General features: G+C 41.2%; 13 protein-coding genes. 6 read left to right on the top strand and 7 right to left on the bottom strand.

Annotated features, from left to right (window positions below; genetic code table 11):
- Positions 1-48 precede the first annotated feature (48 nt).
- The 6 genes from mutL to ACS5PU_RS00675 all read left to right on the top strand — a co-directional run bounded on the left by mutL (position 49) and on the right by ACS5PU_RS00675 (position 8,975).
- Positions 49-1,884, top strand: coding sequence for a DNA mismatch repair endonuclease MutL (gene mutL / locus ACS5PU_RS00700; protein ID WP_439457361.1), 1,836 nt, complete (start codon positions 49-51; stop codon positions 1,882-1,884).
- A gap of 262 nt (positions 1,885-2,146) precedes the next feature.
- The gene (locus ACS5PU_RS00695) at positions 2,147-2,878 is read left to right on the top strand and encodes a rhomboid family intramembrane serine protease (RefSeq protein WP_439457360.1); all 732 of its coding nucleotides are present in this window, start codon (positions 2,147-2,149) and stop codon (positions 2,876-2,878) included.
- The gene (locus tag ACS5PU_RS00690; protein ID WP_439457359.1) at positions 2,871-3,725 is read left to right on the top strand and encodes a rhomboid family intramembrane serine protease; all 855 of its coding nucleotides are present in this window, start codon (positions 2,871-2,873) and stop codon (positions 3,723-3,725) included. Before ACS5PU_RS00695 ends, ACS5PU_RS00690 begins: the two co-directional genes overlap by 8 nt.
- Positions 3,725-4,834 carry an endonuclease/exonuclease/phosphatase family protein gene (locus tag ACS5PU_RS00685; protein ID WP_439457358.1) on the top strand — a complete coding sequence of 370 codons (1,110 nt, stop codon included), beginning with the start codon at positions 3,725-3,727 and terminating at the stop codon, positions 4,832-4,834. Before ACS5PU_RS00690 ends, ACS5PU_RS00685 begins: the two co-directional genes overlap by 1 nt.
- 504 nt (positions 4,835-5,338) lie before the next feature.
- Positions 5,339-5,971 carry a nitroreductase family protein gene (locus ACS5PU_RS00680; protein WP_439457357.1) on the top strand — a complete coding sequence of 211 codons (633 nt, stop codon included), beginning with the start codon at positions 5,339-5,341 and terminating at the stop codon, positions 5,969-5,971.
- A 274-nt stretch (positions 5,972-6,245) separates the two neighbouring features.
- Positions 6,246-8,975, top strand: coding sequence for a carboxypeptidase regulatory-like domain-containing protein (locus tag ACS5PU_RS00675; RefSeq protein ID WP_439457356.1), 2,730 nt, complete (start codon positions 6,246-6,248; stop codon positions 8,973-8,975).
- Between the two features lie 284 nt (positions 8,976-9,259).
- Here ACS5PU_RS00675 and ACS5PU_RS00670 read toward each other — a convergent pair whose 3' ends face one another.
- From ACS5PU_RS00670 to ACS5PU_RS00640, 7 genes are all read right to left on the bottom strand, one after another.
- Entirely contained in the window at positions 9,260-10,222 is a 963-nt protein-coding gene (locus tag ACS5PU_RS00670; RefSeq protein ID WP_439457355.1) for a 2-hydroxyacid dehydrogenase, read from the bottom strand.
- A 229-nt stretch (positions 10,223-10,451) separates the two neighbouring features.
- Positions 10,452-11,258 (bottom strand): DUF4249 domain-containing protein, encoded by an 807-nt coding sequence (locus tag ACS5PU_RS00665; RefSeq protein WP_439457354.1) that lies wholly within the window; start codon positions 11,256-11,258, stop codon positions 10,452-10,454.
- Between the two features lie 11 nt (positions 11,259-11,269).
- Positions 11,270-13,594: a TonB-dependent receptor gene (locus ACS5PU_RS00660; protein WP_439457353.1), complete on the bottom strand. Its 2,325-nt coding sequence runs from the start codon at positions 13,592-13,594 to the stop codon at positions 11,270-11,272.
- Between the two features lie 84 nt (positions 13,595-13,678).
- Complete coding sequence (locus ACS5PU_RS00655) at positions 13,679-14,875, bottom strand: multiheme c-type cytochrome (protein WP_439457352.1); 1,197 nt, start codon at positions 14,873-14,875, stop codon at positions 13,679-13,681.
- Between the two features lie 19 nt (positions 14,876-14,894).
- Positions 14,895-16,646 (bottom strand): cellulase family glycosylhydrolase, encoded by a 1,752-nt coding sequence (locus ACS5PU_RS00650; protein WP_439457351.1) that lies wholly within the window; start codon positions 16,644-16,646, stop codon positions 14,895-14,897.
- Between the two features lie 26 nt (positions 16,647-16,672).
- Positions 16,673-18,079, bottom strand: coding sequence for a glycoside hydrolase family 30 protein (locus tag ACS5PU_RS00645; RefSeq protein WP_439457350.1), 1,407 nt, complete (start codon positions 18,077-18,079; stop codon positions 16,673-16,675).
- 86 nt (positions 18,080-18,165) lie between these two features.
- Positions 18,166-19,695 carry a RagB/SusD family nutrient uptake outer membrane protein gene (locus tag ACS5PU_RS00640; RefSeq protein WP_439457349.1) on the bottom strand — a complete coding sequence of 510 codons (1,530 nt, stop codon included), beginning with the start codon at positions 19,693-19,695 and terminating at the stop codon, positions 18,166-18,168.
- Positions 19,696-19,705: the final 10 nt, after the last annotated feature.

The raw sequence follows: 19,705 nt of genomic DNA, 5'->3' as shown, positions 1-19,705 counted from the left end.
CATTTAGCTTATTTTGCATAATTTAGCGAATTCACTTTGCCTTAATACATGACTGATATTATCCACTTATTGCCTGATGCTGTTGCCAATCAAATTGCTGCCGGGGAAGTTGTTCAACGACCTGCCTCTGCGGTAAAAGAATTGCTCGAAAATTCGATAGATGCCGGTGCAGATAAAATCCAACTGGTAGTAAAAGATGCGGGCAAAGCATTAATTCAGATTATTGATAATGGTTGTGGAATGAGCGTTACCGATGCCCGGATGTGTTTTGAGCGCCACGCTACTTCGAAAGTGAAAAAGGCCGAAGATTTATTTGCCATCCGCACCATGGGTTTCCGTGGCGAAGCCATGGCCTCTATTGCGGCAATTGCGCAGGTAGAAATGAAAACCCGCAGGCATGAAGATGAAATCGGCACCTGCATCTCGATAGAAGGTGCACAGGTTACCAATCAAGAACCCGTAGCCACATCGCCAGGCACGCAGATTTCGATAAAAAACCTGTTCTACAATACACCTGCCCGAAGAAATTTCCTTAAAAGTAATCCGGTAGAAATGCGCCACATCCTGGATGAATTTCAGCGTGTAGCTTTGGCACACCCAGGTGTATTTTTCAGTTTGCACCACGATGGTACTGAAATATTCAACCTGCCAAAAGGCAATTTGAAGCAGCGCATTGTTCACCTTTTTGGCAACAACTATAACGAACGCCTGGTTCCGGTTGAAGAAGAAACGACTATTATCAACCTAAAAGGATATATCGGCAAACCTGCCTTCGCAAAAAAAACCAGGGGCGAGCAGTTCTTTTTTGTAAACAACCGTTTTATTAAAGATCCGTACTTAAACCACGCGGTAAGCTCTGCTTTTGAAGATTTATTGCCCGAAGACAGTTATCCTTTATACGTCCTGTTTATCGAAATCGATCCTTCAAAAATTGATGTAAACGTTCATCCTACCAAAACAGAGATTAAATATCTGGACGAAAAATCCATCTATGCCATTTTAAAATCGGCGGTTAAGCGTTCTATTGGCCGTTATAACATTGCGCCAACATTAGATTTTGATCAGGAAACGGGTTTCAGTAATATGATTACGCATAAAGCGGTTGAGGATATCGTTCCGCCCAGCATTAATTTCAATCCTGATTTTAATCCATTTGCCAGCGATAGCAGTTCTGTTTCGGGTTATGCTTCATCGCCGAGGAACTATGATGCCAAACCAAGTGCAAAAAACTGGGGTTCACTTTACGATATAACGGAACAGCCTGTTGTAGAACAGACTTCTATTTATGCCGATGAAAGCGTTTTAGAAACCAAGCAAAAGCAGTATATGCAATTGCACAACCGTTACATTGTTTCACAGATCAAATCGGGCTTAATGGTTATCGATCAGCAAATGGCTCACGAGCGGATCCTTTATGAACGTTTTCTCGTACATCTTGATGACCGCAAAGGCGCATCGCAACAGAGCCTGTTCCCGCAAACCATTACCCTTAACGCCAATGATTTTGAACTGGCTAAAAGTTTACTGGATGATATAAAAAGTTTAGGCTTTGATGTACGCGAATTCGGTAAAAATACGTTGGTTGTAGAAGGCGTTCCGGTTGATCTGGGCAGTAGCAACATTAACGAAACGCAGTTATTTGAACAGTTGATTGAGGGCTTTAAAAATTCTCAGCAGGAATTAAAATTAAGCAAACGCGATAGCTTGGCCAGAAGTTTGGCTAAAAACAGCGCCATTAAAGCTGGTACAACCCTTGCACAAGAAGAAATGAATACCCTGATTGATGAGCTTTTTGCCTGCAAAACCCCTAACTTTAGCGTGAGCGGCAAACCAATTATCCAAACCATCACATTAGCAGAGCTGGATAAGAAGTTTGAAAAATAAGTCTGGGGTCGGAAAGTCAGAGGTCAGAAGACTAGGAGCTGAAAGCAAGATAGCATAAAGTTAGAGGTCAGAAAGTCGAAAATGTTCAGACCAAAGCTTAAAACGGAAATCGTCATTTCGACCGTAGTAGAGAAATCTATGTTGAAGACTAAATCCGAAATTTTGATGTTAAATATGATAAAATAACAGTTAACCGCTTTAAACAATTAACCGATTAACCAGTTAAACCTTTAAAAACAGTTAACCAATTTTAAAAAATTAAATGAACAACATATATATCCCACCGGTAGTAAAAAACCTACTGATTATTAATATTTTATTTTTTGCAGCAACCTTTTTACTCACCAATCTGCATTTAGACGATCTTTTTGGTGTTTTTTATTTTGATTCACCTAAATATAGATTTTGGCAGCCCATTACCTATATGTTTATGCACGGTGGCATTGCACACATCTTTTTTAACATGTTTGCCCTCTACTCTTTCGGTAGTTTGTTAGAATCAAGATGGGGCGGAAAGAAATTTATCATCTTTTATTTCATTACCGGTTTGGGTGCACTGGCCTTACAATGGGCAGTACAAGCTTACGAGGTACATCAAATTATTGGCAGCGTAACCAATAACGGTAAAATAGATCTGGCGGCTTTACTGCAGGGCGAGTTTAACACGAAACAGCTCTCCATGGCACAGGCCTTAACACTTCGCAGCATTTACTTTGGCGGAATGGTAGGCGCATCTGGCGCTATTTTTGGTCTATTGGTTGCATTTGGTATGCTTTATCCCAATGCAGAACTGTTAATTATGTTTATACCAGTACCTGTAAAAGCTAAATACATTATACCATTTTATATTTTAGTAGAGCTATCTTTAGGGGTTGCGCAGTTCGAAGGCGATTCGGTTGCACATTATGCCCACCTTGGTGGTGCATTAATCGGGTTTATACTCGTTAAAATATGGAAAGATAAGAACGATACATTTTATACGCTCTATGAATAATACTTTCAAAGATTTAAAATACAAGGTTTTCCAATCTGGCAATCCATTGTTTTTTTACATTGGCATAAATGTAATGCTGTTTTTAATAATGGCAATTATCGGGGTGGTTATATTCTTAGGCCGCATCCCGATCGATTTGAGTCTGTTGATTAGGGAATATGTAGGTTTGCCAGCAAGCATTTCTAAATTACCTGAACGGTTTTACACGGTTTTTACCTACATGTTTATTCATGACGGCATTCTCCACATCCTTTTTAATATGCTCGGACTATATTGGTTCGGAAGTATATTCATGAATTTCTTAAAAAGCAGGCAGTTCCATTTTGTATACATCACTGGAGGTTTGGTTGGCGGTTTATTTGCCGTTGCCATATTGAATATTTTCCCGGTTTACTCGGGCGGATTAACAGATGTTAGTATTGTTGGTGCATCAGCCGCGGTAATGGCCATCATTTTTGCATCGGCCACACTGGTACCCAACTATTCCCTAATGTTGCTTTTTTTCGGAGAAGTTAAAATCAAGTGGATTGCGATAGTCTACTTCATCCTCGATTTTATTGCCATTGGCTCAGTAAATGCCGGAGGAAGCTTAGCCCATATTGGCGGGGCACTTTTAGGCTTTTTATACATCAAAAGCCTGCAAAGTGGCAGAGACTGGAGCAAACTGTTTGAGCGTAAGCCCAAATTAAAAGTTGTAAGAAATGTTAAACCGGTTAAAAAACCCGAATTTAAAGGCGGTGTTTCGCAACAGGAAATTGATGCCATTTTGGATAAAATATCTACCTCAGGTTACGATAAGCTAACGGCAGCAGAAAAAGAAAAACTTTTTAAAGCAAGTAAAGATTAATGGCCAAAAAGAAAAAGTATAATTTCTTGGATAAACTCCTACTGCCCATTGCCGTTTTACTGGCAATAGCTTTGCTTTTAGGGGTGCTTGCAGGAAATATGGACCCACGGAAACATGCCATTATTGCTTTCTTTGGTTTGGCCTACCCATTTGTACTTTTTATCAATATAATTTTTCTGGTTTGGTGGTTTTTGAGCAAAAAATGGATCTTTGCCATCGCTACCATACTAGTTATTGCCCTTGGTGCCAAAACCTTAAAAGCAACCTTCGCCATTGGTGGTGATGAGGGCGCTACCGAAAAAGCAGACAACAGCATCCGCATGATGACCTATAATGTGCATAGTTTTAAATTATATGGAGAAGACAATACAGAATCGGTAAAAGAAAAAATGCTTCAGGTGGTGAAAGACCAAAACCCGGATATTATTTGCTTTCAGGAATTTTTTACCCGCTATAAAGGCGCTTTTGATACCGTAGATAGCCTAAAAGCACTATTAAATACCAAATATTACTACTTCGTTCCAACCAATAAAAATGATTACGAAGCTACTGGCCTAGCCATATTCTCCAAATTCCCGATCAAAAGTTCTGGCAAAATACCGTTTGTAGAAGGCTTTCCGGGCAACATGAGTATTTATACCGATTTAAACATTAAAGGGAAAGCCTTGAGGATTTACAATGTACATTTTCAATCCATTTCTTTCGAAAAGCAGGATTATGAGTACCTCGATAAGGTGAAGGAGATGAATACAGAGCTGCAGCCTTCTAAACGCATTTTAAGGATGCTTAAAAGTGCTTTCTTAAAACGTAGCGGTCAGGTAGATATTATGAAAAAGGAAATGGCCACCTGTAAAACACCTTATTTAATTGCAGGCGATTTTAACGATACACCAGCTTCGTACGTGGTTACCCAAATTACCGCCGGATTGAATAACAGTTTTATCAAAAAAGGCAACGGTTTTGGCAAAACCTATAATGGCAAATTCCCAAATTTCCAGATCGATTATATTGCCACCTCCAAAGCGCTCGAAGTGCTGAACTACAAAATTACACAGGCTAAATTATCCGATCATTTCCCTGTTCGCAGCGATTTGAGGTTTGTAGATTAGTTCTATCTTGATCGTTGAGACACCAACCGATAGTTTAAAAATCAAAGAGCAGCCTTGCTTTTATTAATTTGGAGCGCAACGCCTGTGCAAAACCATACGTTTCTTCCCGTTTTTTGCTTTTAAGCTTCGCTTCCTCGTACCTCGTCGCTGCAGGGTAACGCTTCAACCGGGGCTAAAGGCCAAAACAGTTTTCCATTTTCGGGGTTGCAGGATGCACTAACCGCTGTTCGTAAACCTGATTGAAGCGGACATGAAGTGCAACGGAATAAAGCGGAAAGCAGGACTGAAGCATCCAAGAACCACAAGCCGTTCATTTCCCTAATTTCATTAACAGTAAATATATTTTATCAGGTCAGTGAGGCTTTGCTTTTATTAATTTGGAGCGCAACGCTACCTAATCACGACTGAATCACTCGTTATTTTTTTTCTTACCATACATCAACAATAGGTTTATGGCTTATGCCCATATTTGCTTCATAAAATTTAAAAAAATATTCAAAGCATATGAGTTTAATAGATGCCCTAAACTGGCGTTATGCCGTTAAAAAAATGAATGGTCAACCGGTTGAACAAGAAAAGGTTGATAAAATTATTGCTGCTGCACATTTGGCACCAACATCATCTGGCTTACAGCCTTTTAAAGTTATTGTAGTAACCAACCAGGAGTTAAAAGAGAAAATTGCGCCAATTGCTTTCAATCAGTCGCAGGTTATTGATTCGTCGCACCTGTTAATTTTTGCAGCAAACGAAAACTATACAGAAGAAGGTATTGATGCTGTTTTTAGCAGAATGAATGCTGAACGAGGCTTGCCTGAAAATACTACCGATGCTTACAAAGCTCAGTTAAAAGGTATGCTTTTAGCTAAAACTGCTGAAGAGAACTTCAACCATGCAGCACGCCAGGCTTATATCGGTTTCGGTATTGCTATTGCTGAGGCCGCTTTACTTAAAGTAGATGCTACACCAATGGAAGGCTTTAACGGACCAGCTTTAGATGAATTATTGGGCTTAGATAAAAAAGGCTTAAAAAGCGTTACTTTATTGCCACTAGGAAACAGAGATGAAGCTGGCGATTGGTTGGTTAACCTTAAAAAAGTACGTTCACCTAAAGAAGAATTCTTAATCGAATTTAAATAAGAGGCAAACACCAATATATTTAAAATGGGCCGCTATATGCGGCTCTTTTTTGTTTTAGACGTTTGGTTTTAGCTTTTGCGGAGCAATAGCTCTGCGGTTCTATCGCAAAAACGCGTTAAAAACACTAAATTACTTACACGCCTGCTAAGAAACGGGCATAGGCACGAACAATTGAACCTTAATCTTTTGTAAAAAAGTGTTAAACCTGATGACAATTTAGGCGCTCTATTGATAATTGGATATATTTACAGGATTAGCATTTAATATCCAGTTCATGAAGATTTTTAGATTATCGTTTATTATACTTTCACTATTATCCGTATCCATTTTTTATGCATCAGCACAAACCGATACAGTGGGTATAAATACCATTATTAGCAAAACCAATAAGGTTTTAAACGATTACCCTGCCGAAAAGATTTACCTTCATTTTGATAAACCTTATTACGCTGTTGCCGATACTGTTTGGTTTAAGGCTTATGTTACAGAAAACCAGAATTTCTTATCAGGCATCAGTAAAATTATTTACGTAGATGTAATTAACCAAAAAGATTCTTTAATCCAAACGTTAAAGCTCCCTATTACCGGTGGTTTTGCCTATGGCAGTTTCCCTTTAGATCAGATCAACTATAAACAGGGCAATTACCACATCAGGGCCTATACGCTATGGATGCTGAACAGCGACAACCCAGCTTATTTTAACAAAACATTTTATGTTGGCGAAGCCATTGATAAGGAAGTTAAAACCCACATCAGCTATAAAAACACCTCGACTGATAAACTGGAAAAAATTGATGCCAGGGTACAGTTTAAGGATGCCAACAACAAACCTTACGCCAACAGAAATGTAAGTTGGCAGGTGGTAACAAGTTATACCGTTATTGCCAAAGGCAGGGGTACAACAGATGCCAATGGATATTTAACCATTGCCATGAGCAATGCACAAAAAGCAGAATATCAGTTACAAAAAGGAGAATTGATTACCAGCATCAACACTACCGATAAAGATGTTGCCAGCAGTTTGTTCCCACTTAAAAACGCCATTTTAAGTAAAGATTTTCAATTTTTTCCTGAGGGAGGAAGTTTGATTGCCGGACTAACCACTAAAGTTGCCTTTAAAGCCATTAAAAGTGATGGTTTAGGCATTGGATCAAAAGGTACGGTAACCGATAGCGATGGCAAAACCGTAGCCACATTTACCGACCAGCATTTGGGCATGGGCAGTTTTAACCTACTTGCCGAGTCCGGAAAAACCTATAAAGCAACTGTTACCTATACCGATGGTACGAGCCAGAGCTATAATTTACCGGCCGTAGCAGCCAATGGCGCAGCCATAAATGTTGATAACAGCAACGCCGATAATGTGGTAATTAAAATTGTAGCCAACGATGCTTTTTTTGAGCAGTACCAGGGCAAAAAACTATACCTGATTGCGCAGAGCAAAGGCGTAATCTGCTACGGCGCACAAACAGCCCTATCCAATAAAGAATATAGTTCTACCATACTGAAAACTAAATTCCCTAATGGTATTGCGCAGTTAACCTTATTTAACGAATCGGGAAAACCGCTTAGTGAAAGATTGATTTTTGTACAGCATAAAAACAACATGACGGTGGCCTTAACCAGCGCTACAACTGCGTATGGCGTAAAGAAAAAGGTTAAAATTAATGTTGCGGCCAAGAAAGATGGCGCACCTGTAGAAGGCAGTTTCTCGGTTGCAGTGGTTGATGAAGCAAAAGTGCCTTCGAGCGAGGATGCAACCAGTACCATCTTAACCGGGCTTTTACTGAGCAGCGATGTTAAAGGTTATATCGAAAAGGCAAACTACTATTTCAATGCACCCGATGCGAAAAAGAATGCAGATTTAGATGTTTTATTATTGACCCAAGGCTACCGCAGCTATAAATACACCGATATTATTGCCAATAAGCTTCCTAAAATAGATTTCTTACCTGAGCAGGGTATCGAAATTTCGGGTATTTTAAGGCAGAACAACGGTATTCCGGTTAGAAAAGGTGCATTGTTGTTAAGCATTCCGGATAAACGTTTTAATTTAGAAGGCACCACCGATCCGGTTGGGAACTTTAAATTTTCGAACCTGGTGTTTAACGATTCATCAAAGGTTACCGTAACGGCTAAGTATAATGTGAACTACAAAAACATGACCTTAAGCTTAAATGGTGCGCCAGTACCTACCTTAACCAGAAATTTCAGTGCGGCAGAAGAAGTATTGAATATTGATAGTGCGCTAACTACTTATCTGGATAACAGCAAAAGGCAATATGCTTACCTGCATACCTTAAAAGATGTAAATATTAAGGCCGCTGTTGTTCCGAAAGTAAGCCATAAAGATTACCCTGCCCTATCGGGTTTAAGCCAAATGGCCGATCATGAAATTACCGGCGACCGTTTAAAAGGTTGTGGTGGTTTATTGGTCAACTGTTTACAGGGCATGTTGGCCGGTGTTACTTTTGCCGATAATAATTTTTACGTCACCCGCGATTACAACCAGGGAAAAAGAATTCCGATGGGTATTTTCATAAACGGAATGAATGTAGATGTTAACCAGATCAATACTTTGGATGGCAACCAGCTCGAATCTGTTGAGGTATTTTTAAGGGATGAACTGGGCTTGGTTAACCGCGCAAATAATGTAAACGGCGTAATTGTATTTAACCAGAAAAAAGCCCCTAAAGGCACCAAAATATCGAAGGCACAATTAATGGATATGCTGCCAAAATATTACGAGTTAACCTTTTCGCCACAGGGTTATAACAAAGAAAAGCAGTTTTACTCGCCAAGGTATGATGTAGCCGCCAATTTAAACCGTAACGATTTAAGAACAACCATTTACTGGAACCCGAAAGTAGTAACCGACGCAGCCGGAAATGCTTCTATAGAGTATTACAATGCCGATGGCAAAGGACAGTATAAAGTAATTATCGAAGGGATAGATGCTAACGGAAACTTAGGCCGATCGGTGTTTAAGTATATAGTAAAATAGAAAGGATGTATAATGATTCTATGGTCAATGGATTAATAGATCATGGTTGATAGCCGATAGTTCATAACCAAGAGTTTAATTGTCATTAGCTCATGCGCAAGTTAATTTCAATCTAATATGAGGCTTTAAGCATTCCAGAAGCTGCAATAAATAGGATGAATTTTACTCCAATCTATTAAACCTGAGCGAGAGATGGGAAGTTACATGTTGGCTATCAGACTATGAGCTATCAACCATTAGCCAAGGGATAACTTCTCATCCCTCTACATCTTAATTTATCCACTTTAACCCCTCACCTCGTAAGGTAGCTTCTCCCCTTTTAACCCGGCAACAATATTCTGTACAATAATTTTAGCCATAGCATCCCTGGTTTCTTCGGTGGCCGAGCCAATGTGCGGCAGTACCGCAGCGTTCTCCATAAATAACAAAGGATTGCTTTTATCCATCGGTTCAGGATTGGTTACATCTAGTCCGGCGCCCCATATCAGCTTTCTATCCAAGGCCTTAATTAAATCGGTTTCGTTATGTATGCCACCTCTGGCGGTATTGATAAAAATTGAACTGGGCTTCATCTGTTCAAAAACCTCCAAGGTAAATTTTCCTTTGGTTTCGGGCGTTAAAGCGGTATGTACCGATAACACATCACTTTGTGCGATAAGTTCTTCAAACGATACATATTTGGCCCCGATTTCTGCTTCAGCTTCTTCGTTGCGGGATCGGTTATGGTAAATGACCGGCATTTTATAAGCGCCCATACATTTTTTAGCCATTTCCAGCCCAATTTTTCCCAGGCCAAATACCCCTAAGGTTTTCCCGTTCAATTCTATGCCCAGCTCTTGCGTAGGTTCGTAATTTTTCCACTCCCCTTTAATAATTTTTTGGTGAGAGAAAAATGCTTTTCTCGATACAGCTAACATTAATAGAAATGCAGTATCGGCAGTTGCGCCGCTTAAAACCCCTGGTGTATTGCCAATTGGAATATTTAAGCGTTTAGCTGCCGCTACATCAACCTGATCGTAACCTACTGAATGCAGAGCAATAACCTTTAAATGGCTACAGGCCTCCAAAAATGCAGCATTAATCTTGTTCGGGCCAACGCTGATCAGTGCATCCTCATCTTTACAGGCTTCGATCAGTTCTTCAGCAGTAATCTGCCTGTCTTCCCGCCACTGTGTTACGGAAATGTTGTTTTCTTCCAATTGCTTTAAACCAACTGGAGCAATGTTGCCACTTATAAATACCTTCATAACCTGAATTCGATTAATATTTTTATATGTAATGACCAATTTTTAATCCGTATGGCTAATGTGATCGTCATGCTGAACTTGTTTCAGCATCCTTCCTGCTAGATAGACCCTGAAATGAATCCGATAACTATCGGATCAGGCTGACTGACTCGCAGATTAATAATAGAACTCAGCTTCATATTAAATTAACCGCAAAAATTTTAGGTTGTTTTAGCTCATTTCAAATCGCCTACTTTACCGTGGCACTCAGCGACTGATAGGTATTGGCACTGAAATAACCCAGCGCCTGGTTAGAGATATTGGAAGTTGGATTGGCCGGTGTAGTGCCCTGGTTTGGGCCCCTGTTGGATTGTTGGCTCAACGCATACCAATAATCGAAAATATTGGCATCTATACATTCCATCTCTACTTTAATTTTATCGTTGCTGTTCAGTTCATCGCTGTCGTGATCGTTATTGGCCTTAAAGAAGAGCTGAATCCTTAAATCATTGCCATTGGTTAAGCGGTCGTTATTTACATAAAAGCGCTGCGATAAAACATCGTTTACATAAAGGTTAAAGTGGTAGAAATTGGTTTCGTTAGCCGGATCGGTTAAAAAGGCAGCCGCTGTTTTGCGCTCACGCCCAAAAAAAACATTTTTTATTATACCAATTGAATCCATTTTAACCACATTGGGCATTTTGGAGCTTGCGGTGTAACTCTGTCCCTCTACGGTAACATTCAAATGATAAGTTATACCTGGAACACCTTTCATCCTGTTGATATACGTGCCGGGTGTAGTGCCTTCTTTAAAAATAAAATTATTGCCCCTGCTATCGGTAACGGTAACGGTTGCGCCCGAAACTTTAGGAAAAACATTGCTTTCGGTATAGCCGATTGTTTTGCTGATCTTAACCTGTTGATCGCCCAGCGTATCGTTAATCTTGCCTTCAATTACAATTTGAGGGGCAGCATTTTCGGTTTCAATAGAAATAATTTTCTTGCAGGAGCTGAATGCCAAGGCAAAAAAAGAAAAATATATGATTAGTTTTTTCATGGTATAATTCCTTAAAATTTAAAGTTCCAGGTAATGGATGGGATGAGGCCAAACAGCGAGGTTTGCTCGGCTGCTGTCTTGTTCGGATCGTTCGGATCGGGTATAAACTCTATGGCATAAGGGTTCTTACGGGCCAGCAGGTTATAAATCCCAAAATTCCAGCTCGATTGGTACTTACCCCTATTCTTGCCTTCTAAAGTTGCACTCACATCTAAACGCATGTTATAAGGCATACGACCTGCATTTCTTTGTGTGTAATAATATGCCGCCTGTCCGCCAATGGTATATTTTCCGGCGGGATAGGTAACGGCATTACCGGTACTGTAAATAAAGCTCGAAGAAAAAGTCCATCTTTTGGTCATGTTGTAAATACCAACCACCGAAATATCGTGTGTGCGGTCTTGCCTGGCCGGAAAGTATTTTCCGTTATTCAGCTCTGTAAACTTACGTTCGGTGCGCGAAAGGGTGTAACCCACCCAGCCATTTAGCTTACCAAATTTCTTCTTAAAAAAGAGCTCGAGCCCGTAGGCACGGCCAATGCCATACAACAGTTCCGATTCTACATTCGAATTGGCGAGCAGTTCGGCCGCATTTTTATAATCGATCTGGTTTTGAAGCCATTTATAATAAATTTCGCCAGATAGCTCATAATTGTTCTCATCCATATTTTTGAAATAGCCCAACGCCACCTGATCGGCAATTTCGGGTTTGATGTTATTGCTGCTCAGCACATATTGATCGGTTGGTGAGCTAGAGGTGGCATTGGTTAAAATATGTACGTTCTGTGTATTGCGGTTATAAGAGGCTTTGATCGAATTTTGTTCGTTAAAAAGATAACTTACCGAGAAACGCGGTTCTAAATTGAAATAATTTTTATAAAACTTACCACGGGCCACATTTGTAGTCGATGTGATGTTGCCATCCTTATCGTAAGTACTGAAGTTACCCGGCCCCATAAGCGAAAAGGCAGAAAGCCTTACCCCATATAAAAAGTTTAAGTGTTCGTTTACGGCCCACTCATCCGAAACATAAGCGGCAGATTCAATACCATATCTTTTTTCCTGCGTAAGCGAGTTTACCTGCGATGAGCCGTCGCTATCAATATCAATAGGCGAAATACGGTGCTGTGTGGCATTTAAACCAAACCTTAAAATATGTTTGTTACTGAAATACTGAAAATCTTCTTTGAAATTAAAATCCCTGACCAGCGAGGTTGCCTTAAAATTTGTGGCATCGTTGAGCAGGCGTACGGTATAATTATAGTTATTGTAAATTAAGGAGGTGTTCGAAAACAAGCGGTCGTTAAAAATGTGGTTCAACCGGATGGTGGTGGTTACGTTGCCCCAGTTATTTTCGAATAAATCCTTTACACCGATATTATCTTTACCAAAATAGCCCGAAATATAAATGGTGTTCTTATCGTTTATTTTATAGTTGGCCTTTGCATTGATGTCGTAAAAATTTAAGGTACTCCCGTTTACGGAAGAATCAGGCGAAGCCCTTAAAAACAGGTCGATGTAAGTTCTGCGGAAACTCACCATAAAAGAACCTCTATCTTTTACAATGGGCCCTTCGGCCTTTAAGCGCGAAGCAATTAGGCCTATTCCGCCCTGAAACTTAAATTCCTTATTGTTTCCATCGTCCATTTTCACATCCAGCACTGATGATAAACGGCCACCGTATTGTGCGGGCATTCCCCCTTTGTATAAACTTACATCTTTAATGGCATCGGCATTAAAAGTAGAAAAAAAGCCCAGCAGGTGCGATGAGTTGTACACCACGGCTTCATCCAGGATAATTAAATTCTGATCGGCAGCACCACCGCGCACGTAAAAGCCAGTGTTGCCTTCGCCGCCCGATTTTACACCGGGCAACAGTTGGATGGTTTTTAAGATATCTTTTTCGCCCAGCAGTACGGGAATAGAATTAAGCGATTTCATATCAATGCGCTCTAACCCCATCTGCGCACTTTTAACATTTTCATTTTTACGGTTATTGGCATTAACAGTTACTTCGGCCAAATCGATGGCGCTTTTCAGCTCCTCATTCAGCTTGGTATCTTTGGTTAAGTTTATGGTTTTAACCACTGGTGCGTAGCCGGTATAGCTCACGGTTACGGTATAACTGCCTTCAACCTGTGTTAAGGCAAAATAACCATAGGCATTGGTTAGGGTTGCACCTGTTGCCGGGCCCGAAACTTTTACCGTGGCACCGATCAAGGTTTCGCCGGTGTTCCCATCGCGAATGGTACCGCTCAGGGTAAATTTATTTTGGGCAAAAACGGCAGTGTGTAAAGAAAAGAGAATAAATAACGCTAAGTAGTGTTTTATGAGCATATCGGCTAAAATAAATGTGATGGAAACCAAATGTACGAAATCCAGTCCTTTTATCCGATCGCCGCTATTTTCTTACCGTTTGGTTTACTTATTAACGGGATAAATGGCAATATGGTGTGAGCGCAGCATATAAGCACTCAAATCATTTTTCCCGGCCTGTTGAAAGCTGATCAGTTTGGACGATTGTTTAGGCATATGGCAATCGATACAATTGCTGCTAAGCGCTCCCTTTGCCAAAGTATTTTGGGTATGGCTAACGGTTTTGTGACAACTGATACAGCGCTGCGAATAAATATTCAGGTTGCCTTTTATGTTTTCGTGTGTATTGTGGCAGGATTGGCAGGTCATGGTTCCGCTTTTTATATAACAGTTGCTGCCCATTAACATACTGGTTTGGTTACCATGCACATCGGGGTTACCGCCGCCAAAGCCCACAAAATCCTGTGCATAATAATCGTCTATGTTATCGCCGGGCTGGAAACCGAAAACCGATTTCTGTGCGGTTAAGGTATTGCCCGAGTGGCATACCCCACAGGCATCCATTTTTTGTTTCCGGGTAAGTGTTTGATAAAGCGTTATAAATTTGGCCTTTTTTTCATTTGGGTTTTCCATATGAAAAACAACATGCTGCTTGCCCGGGCCATGGCAGCGCTCACAATCTATCCCATAAATAATGCTACCCTTTTCCATTTCCTCATCCATGGCAAAGGCCGATTTTTGCGTGAGCTTAACATTTACATAAGATGCATGGCACTCTAAACAGCGGCTGGTTATTCCCCTATCGTAATAATAGGTGTTTTTTGGAAAACCCGGACTAATGGCCCAGTTTTGAATGGCCGAGAAATACGACAATGGCAGTTCGTACAGTTTTTTACCCTGCCAGTAAGCATAGGTGAAAGCTTTCTCGCCCGATCCGAACCCAATATCGAACTTTTGTGCGCGCACTGCTTTACCATCTTGATAGGCCACCTGAAAAATACCGCTATCGCGTTTTTCGATCAATACCTTGTGGTGTGTATCAAATAAAAAACTGTTCGAATCTGCTGCAAAAACCTTTAATAGCTGGGCATCTACCACAGGTTTAGAGGTTAAGCCATGTGGACTATGGGCATACGATTCGGATAAACTTTTATGGCATTTTTGGCAGGTAGCTGCTCCGGTATAGGCTTCGCCACGCACATCAACAGGTAACTGATCGGCCGCATTCATGCATCTTGAAAGGATAGTGATTACCACTGCCATTGCACCTAAAATTAGGAGAATACGTTTTGTTCCTTTCAAGATGATGTTTTGGTTAGTTTTATTTTACGAACTGAATATAACTAAAATTATAACCTCCAGTTGCAGTTATGATCTTAATTTTTTGCCAGCCGGCTTTAAGCGTAATATTATCGACCTCAAAAGTTGCAAACTTTTTGGCACTGCCGGTATTGGGGATGGCAATATCTTTGGCTATTACTTTTCCATCAACGGCTATGGCTATGCGGCCATCAACATGATCGGCCGCGGCATTTATTTTCAAAGTATAGGTACCTTTTTTGGCAACATTTACGGTATACTGCAGCCACTCGTCTTTTTCGATATTGCTCACATAATATTTTTCGTACTGGGTAGAATCTTTGGCAATATCTACCCCATCGTTGCGGTAAATGCGGCCACGGTTACCGGCGCTGCGTTTACCGGTCGACGTGTGGTAATCGGCCGTATCGGTATCGAAATAGGCATAGCCGTTTTTCCCCAGATCGTAATCAACAGCATAAATAATCTGCTTATCGCCTATTAAATTGGCTTTAAATGGTTTGGTAGCGTTGCTAAAGGGCTGGCGGATCATGGCATCAATAACATCGCGGTGGATAATGGTATTCTCCAGTTTCGAATAAATGGCCAGCTCCATTAAACCGCTGTACACATTGCTATCTTTAGGTTTGTTGCCCCCATTGTTCAGGTATTTTACCAGCGTATCGTAATTGGGGTTCGATTTAATTTCCATCGGGTTATTGGCACCTATTTTTTTCAATGGCCACCAAGACCAGCCAATGTTGTTTTTCTCTAAAAGCCGAATGGCATCGGTAAACCAAACGTTCGAGTTTTCGCCCGTTTCGCCCAGCCAAACCGGAACCTGCTGTTCATCCCTGGCCTTAATAATGTGCGCTATAGAGGAATCATCGTTATAATTCCAATATTTATGATAGCTTAAAACCATGTTTTTATCCCAAACCGGAAAAACACCGTTGTAATTATTGCCCCAGCCGTTGCCCTCAACAATAATGATGTGCTTTTGATCTACCTCGCGGATGGCATTGGTTATTTCGACCATCAGTTTTCTTAGTGGGGCATTCACTTTTTCTTTGGTGCCGTTTTTATCTTCTGTTGGATTGCTGAAACCATAATTGGGCTCGTTCAAAATATCGTAGGCCCCAATGTATGGTTCGTTTTTATAGTGTTCGGCCAGTTTTCTCCAAAGGGCAACTGTTTTTTCCTGATTGGCCGCACTATCCCAAAGATAAGGTTTTGAGGGGTCGCGGTCGGCAATGTTCACATCGTTTCCCTGCCCGCCAGGCGCTGCATGCAAATCTAAAATCAGATACATATTATTGGCCTTGCACCAGGATAATAAGCTATCGGTTAAAGCAAAACCTTTTTCCAGCCAGGTATTTTTACCGGCTATAGGTTCTTTTTCAACAGGCAAGGTGTACAGGTTGTAATGCATGGGCAAACGGATAGAATTAAAGCCCCAGCGTTTCATCGAATCGACATCTATTTTGCGCATGTGGTTAGCCAGCCAGGCATCGTAAAATTCCTGTGTTAGCTTTGGCCCCATTAATTCTGCTATCCTTTCGCGGATACGGTACTGTTGGGCTTCTTTGTTAATTTTAAGCATATAACCCTCTTGCAACATCCAACCGCCCAAACCAATGCCACGGAGCAGCACATTTTCTCCTTTTTCGTTTACGATTTTTGTACCACTGGTTTTTAAAAACCCCTGTGCAAAGCCATTGAGCGAAAGGACGCTGAAGAGAAAGATCAATAAGATAGATTTTTTGAAATACATATCACTAAGGTTAGGAAATTAGATAATTACCAGATATATGTGGCTACAGATCCTTTATCGAGCGTTGCCTCCATCATTTTACCATTGTAGCTCAGGTTAAAGGCAGCTGTATCCCTGCCACTGTTTGCCACAATTAAAACGTGTTTACCTGCTGGTGTTTTAAAAGCTACATTGGGCAGATCGGTTAAATCGTTTGAGCCTATGCGTACTGCACCTGGGCGGACAAATTTAGATGCATGGGCAATGGCGTAATAAGCCAGGTTGCGGCTATAGTTATCTTTATCAATGGTTACGGCACCCTGACACATGGAACAGCCACCCCTATCGGTATAAGGTTTATTTTCCGGATCGGCCGCCAGGTTCCACTCGAGTACGTTTTTACTCCAGTTCCGGGTAGCTCCAATAATCAGGCGCTTAACCGGATTAACGATATTGATCAGCGCAGCGTTGGGCTGTTCTACCACCATCTGTTCTGAAAAGTAAATGTTTTTATCGGGATGAGCATTGTGTACATCGGTTAAGGCTTCTATCTTCCCTCCGTAGAGGTGAAAGGCCGATCCATCTATGAACTTTCTGGCTGCTGCATCATCCAAAATCGAAATAGGATAATCGGGCCTGTCGGCATTATGATCGTACACCACAATTTTAGTCTTGATGTTTGCCTTTGCAAAAGCTGGGCCCAGGTATGCTTTTACAAACAGGGCCTGATCGGGTGCTACCATCAATAAGCTTGGGTTGTTGCCCGGATGCAGGGGTTCGTTCTGTACGGTAACTACATCAATCGGGATGCCCTCTTTTTGCATCTGCTGTACATATTTAACAAAGTATTTGGCGTAAGCACCGTAATATTCGGGTTTAAGCATCCCGCCCCTGGCATCGTAAGTGGTTTTCATCCATAAGGGAGGAGACCATGGCGAACCCATAATTTTTATTTTCGGGTTTATGGCCAGGATCTCCTTCATTACCGGAATAATATCTACTTTATCTGGTCCCAGATCAAACTTGCTCTGTTCCAAATCTGTCTGCCCCTCGGGAAGGTCGTTGTAAGAAAATACTTTTTCGTTTAAATCTGATGCACCAATACTTAACCTGATGTAGCTTATGCCGATGTTATTGCCATCAGTTGCAAACAGTTCTTTAAGCAGCGCGGCTCTGGCCGGGGCCAACATTTTAACTATGTGCTGCGCACTGCCACCGGTAAGGGCAAATCCAAATCCATCTATGCTTTGATAAGTTTCCTTATCGTTGACGGTAATGGTTGGCAGTTCTTTTTTAGTAGAGCTAAAGTTTAAACCTGCTGGCTGTTTGGCAAACAGTACAGAGCGGTCGGCCTTGGTAAGCCACACTTCGGGTTGCGATTGAGCAGATACCAAAAGCGGAGAGCAGCTAAGGGCGCAGGTGATAAAAAGGTTAAGGGCTTTGGATAATGGCATTATATAAATGATGATCTGGTACTAAAAAAACAGGAAGGAAGATTTAACTTCCTCCCTGTAACAATTAAGCATATATATTCGGGATGTTATTTACTACCTCCATATTCTTTGTTCTGTTCTATTTTGGTATTGGCAAGTTCGGCCTGCGGAATAGGGAAAATTTCGTTTTTACCCGCTTTGAAACCTTTGAAGGCCAAAACCGTTGAGGCCTTGCCCCAGCGTACCAAATCCAGAAAACGATGCCCTTCACCAGCCAGTTCAAGCCTTCTTTCCTTAATAATATTATCAAGTGTTACGGCAACAGGGTTTAAGCCTACTCGTGCCCGCACGGCATTTAACAACTGGTAAGCACGGCTGCCTGTACCTACGGCGGCATTACTGGCCAATAAGGCTTCAGCTTCTAGCAGATAGGTATCGGCCAGGCGGATTTCATAAGAATCCTGAGGAAAGTTCAGTTCTGTTTGTCCGGTTGGCGCCTTATCGGCCACCCTACCAATTGTTTTTTCTAAGAAATAACCGGTATTTTGATAGCCTTTTTCGTAAGTAGCAATACCATTCTTCTCTAAACTATCCAGATTGGCAACTGTAGCCTTATTGCGTGGGTCGAAGTGGATAAAATCGAAGAACTCTTTGGTAAATAACAAAAAGCTATAACCAGAATAGTAATCTGGTGCACCCGGACCTGGTTTGTAACCCCGTGGACCTACAATAATATTCAACAGGTTTCCTTCAGAAGCACCTGCATCGCCCCAGCCCCCGTTTGAAGAGTTGGCATGCACAATTTCTAAAATAGATTCTGAATTGAATTTATTTGACACCTTAAAAAGATCGCCAAAATTAGGTAAAAGCTTATATCCATAAACCGGATTAACCTGTCCGGGCGTTGCACCATTTACAAGTGCAAACTGCTCTGCTGCCTGGGCATTTTTTCCTTGTTGCAGATAAACCTTGCCCAACATGGCCCTTGCAGCGCCCTGTGTAATGCGACCGCCATCTGTTTTGGCCACCACGGTATTGGGCAGGCCCGGAATAGCTTCGGTTAAATCTTTCTCAATCAAAGCATAAACATCTGTTGCAGGCACCTGTAATACATTGTAAATATCTTTCGGATCGACTGCCGAAGTTAATAACGGAATGTTTTTGAAGAAGCGTACCAGATCAAAATAAAATATGGCACGTAAGGTTTTCGCTTCTGCGATATAAGAATTTTTGGTTGTGGCATCCATGGCAATGTCGCCGATCTTTGATAAAAAGATATTCGCCCTAAAAATCCCCGCATAACCTTTGTTCCATAAATAGCCCTGAGGCCCTGTGGTAGAATTCAGCGTGAAATTATTAACCACCTGTAGGTCGTTAATATCCGAAGGGCCACCACCACCAGCAATCTGATCGTCGGAGGCGGCGTTCATGATGGCCACCTTATCATACAAACCACCCGACTGAAAACCGAACCTATCGTAAATAGAAATTAGGGCAGCTTTAGCCTCTGCCGGTGTTTTATAGTAGTTATCCAAAAGGATACGTTCCTGTGGATTGATCTCCAGATATTTTTTACATCCACCCAATAATTGCAAACCTGCCAGGATTACAATTGCGTATGTTATTTTTCTTTTCATAATAATTTAA

The organism is Pedobacter sp. GSP4, from assembly GCF_051857575.1.
In the GTDB taxonomy this organism is placed as follows: domain Bacteria; phylum Bacteroidota; class Bacteroidia; order Sphingobacteriales; family Sphingobacteriaceae; genus Pedobacter.
This window is presented reverse-complemented; position numbering and strand designations above follow the sequence as displayed.

What these genes read in the sequence shown, in the direction of transcription:
- mutL (WP_439457361.1), top strand. Translation starts at nt 49, where the DNA reads ATGACTGATATTATCCACTTATTGCCTGATGCTGTTGCCAATCAAATT.
- ACS5PU_RS00670 (WP_439457355.1), bottom strand. Translation starts at nt 10,222, where the DNA reads ATGAAGGTATTTATAAGTGGCAACATTGCTCCAGTTGGTTTAAAGCAA.
- ACS5PU_RS00685 (WP_439457358.1), top strand. Translation starts at nt 3,725, where the DNA reads ATGGCCAAAAAGAAAAAGTATAATTTCTTGGATAAACTCCTACTGCCC.
- ACS5PU_RS00680 (WP_439457357.1), top strand. Translation starts at nt 5,339, where the DNA reads ATGAGTTTAATAGATGCCCTAAACTGGCGTTATGCCGTTAAAAAAATG.
- ACS5PU_RS00640 (WP_439457349.1), bottom strand. Translation starts at nt 19,695, where the DNA reads ATGAAAAGAAAAATAACATACGCAATTGTAATCCTGGCAGGTTTGCAA.
- ACS5PU_RS00675 (WP_439457356.1), top strand. Translation starts at nt 6,246, where the DNA reads ATGAAGATTTTTAGATTATCGTTTATTATACTTTCACTATTATCCGTA.
- ACS5PU_RS00695 (WP_439457360.1), top strand. Translation starts at nt 2,147, where the DNA reads ATGAACAACATATATATCCCACCGGTAGTAAAAAACCTACTGATTATT.
- ACS5PU_RS00690 (WP_439457359.1), top strand. Translation starts at nt 2,871, where the DNA reads ATGAATAATACTTTCAAAGATTTAAAATACAAGGTTTTCCAATCTGGC.
- ACS5PU_RS00645 (WP_439457350.1), bottom strand. Translation starts at nt 18,079, where the DNA reads ATGCCATTATCCAAAGCCCTTAACCTTTTTATCACCTGCGCCCTTAGC.
- ACS5PU_RS00650 (WP_439457351.1), bottom strand. Translation starts at nt 16,646, where the DNA reads ATGTATTTCAAAAAATCTATCTTATTGATCTTTCTCTTCAGCGTCCTT.
- ACS5PU_RS00665 (WP_439457354.1), bottom strand. Translation starts at nt 11,258, where the DNA reads ATGAAAAAACTAATCATATATTTTTCTTTTTTTGCCTTGGCATTCAGC.
- ACS5PU_RS00660 (WP_439457353.1), bottom strand. Translation starts at nt 13,594, where the DNA reads ATGCTCATAAAACACTACTTAGCGTTATTTATTCTCTTTTCTTTACAC.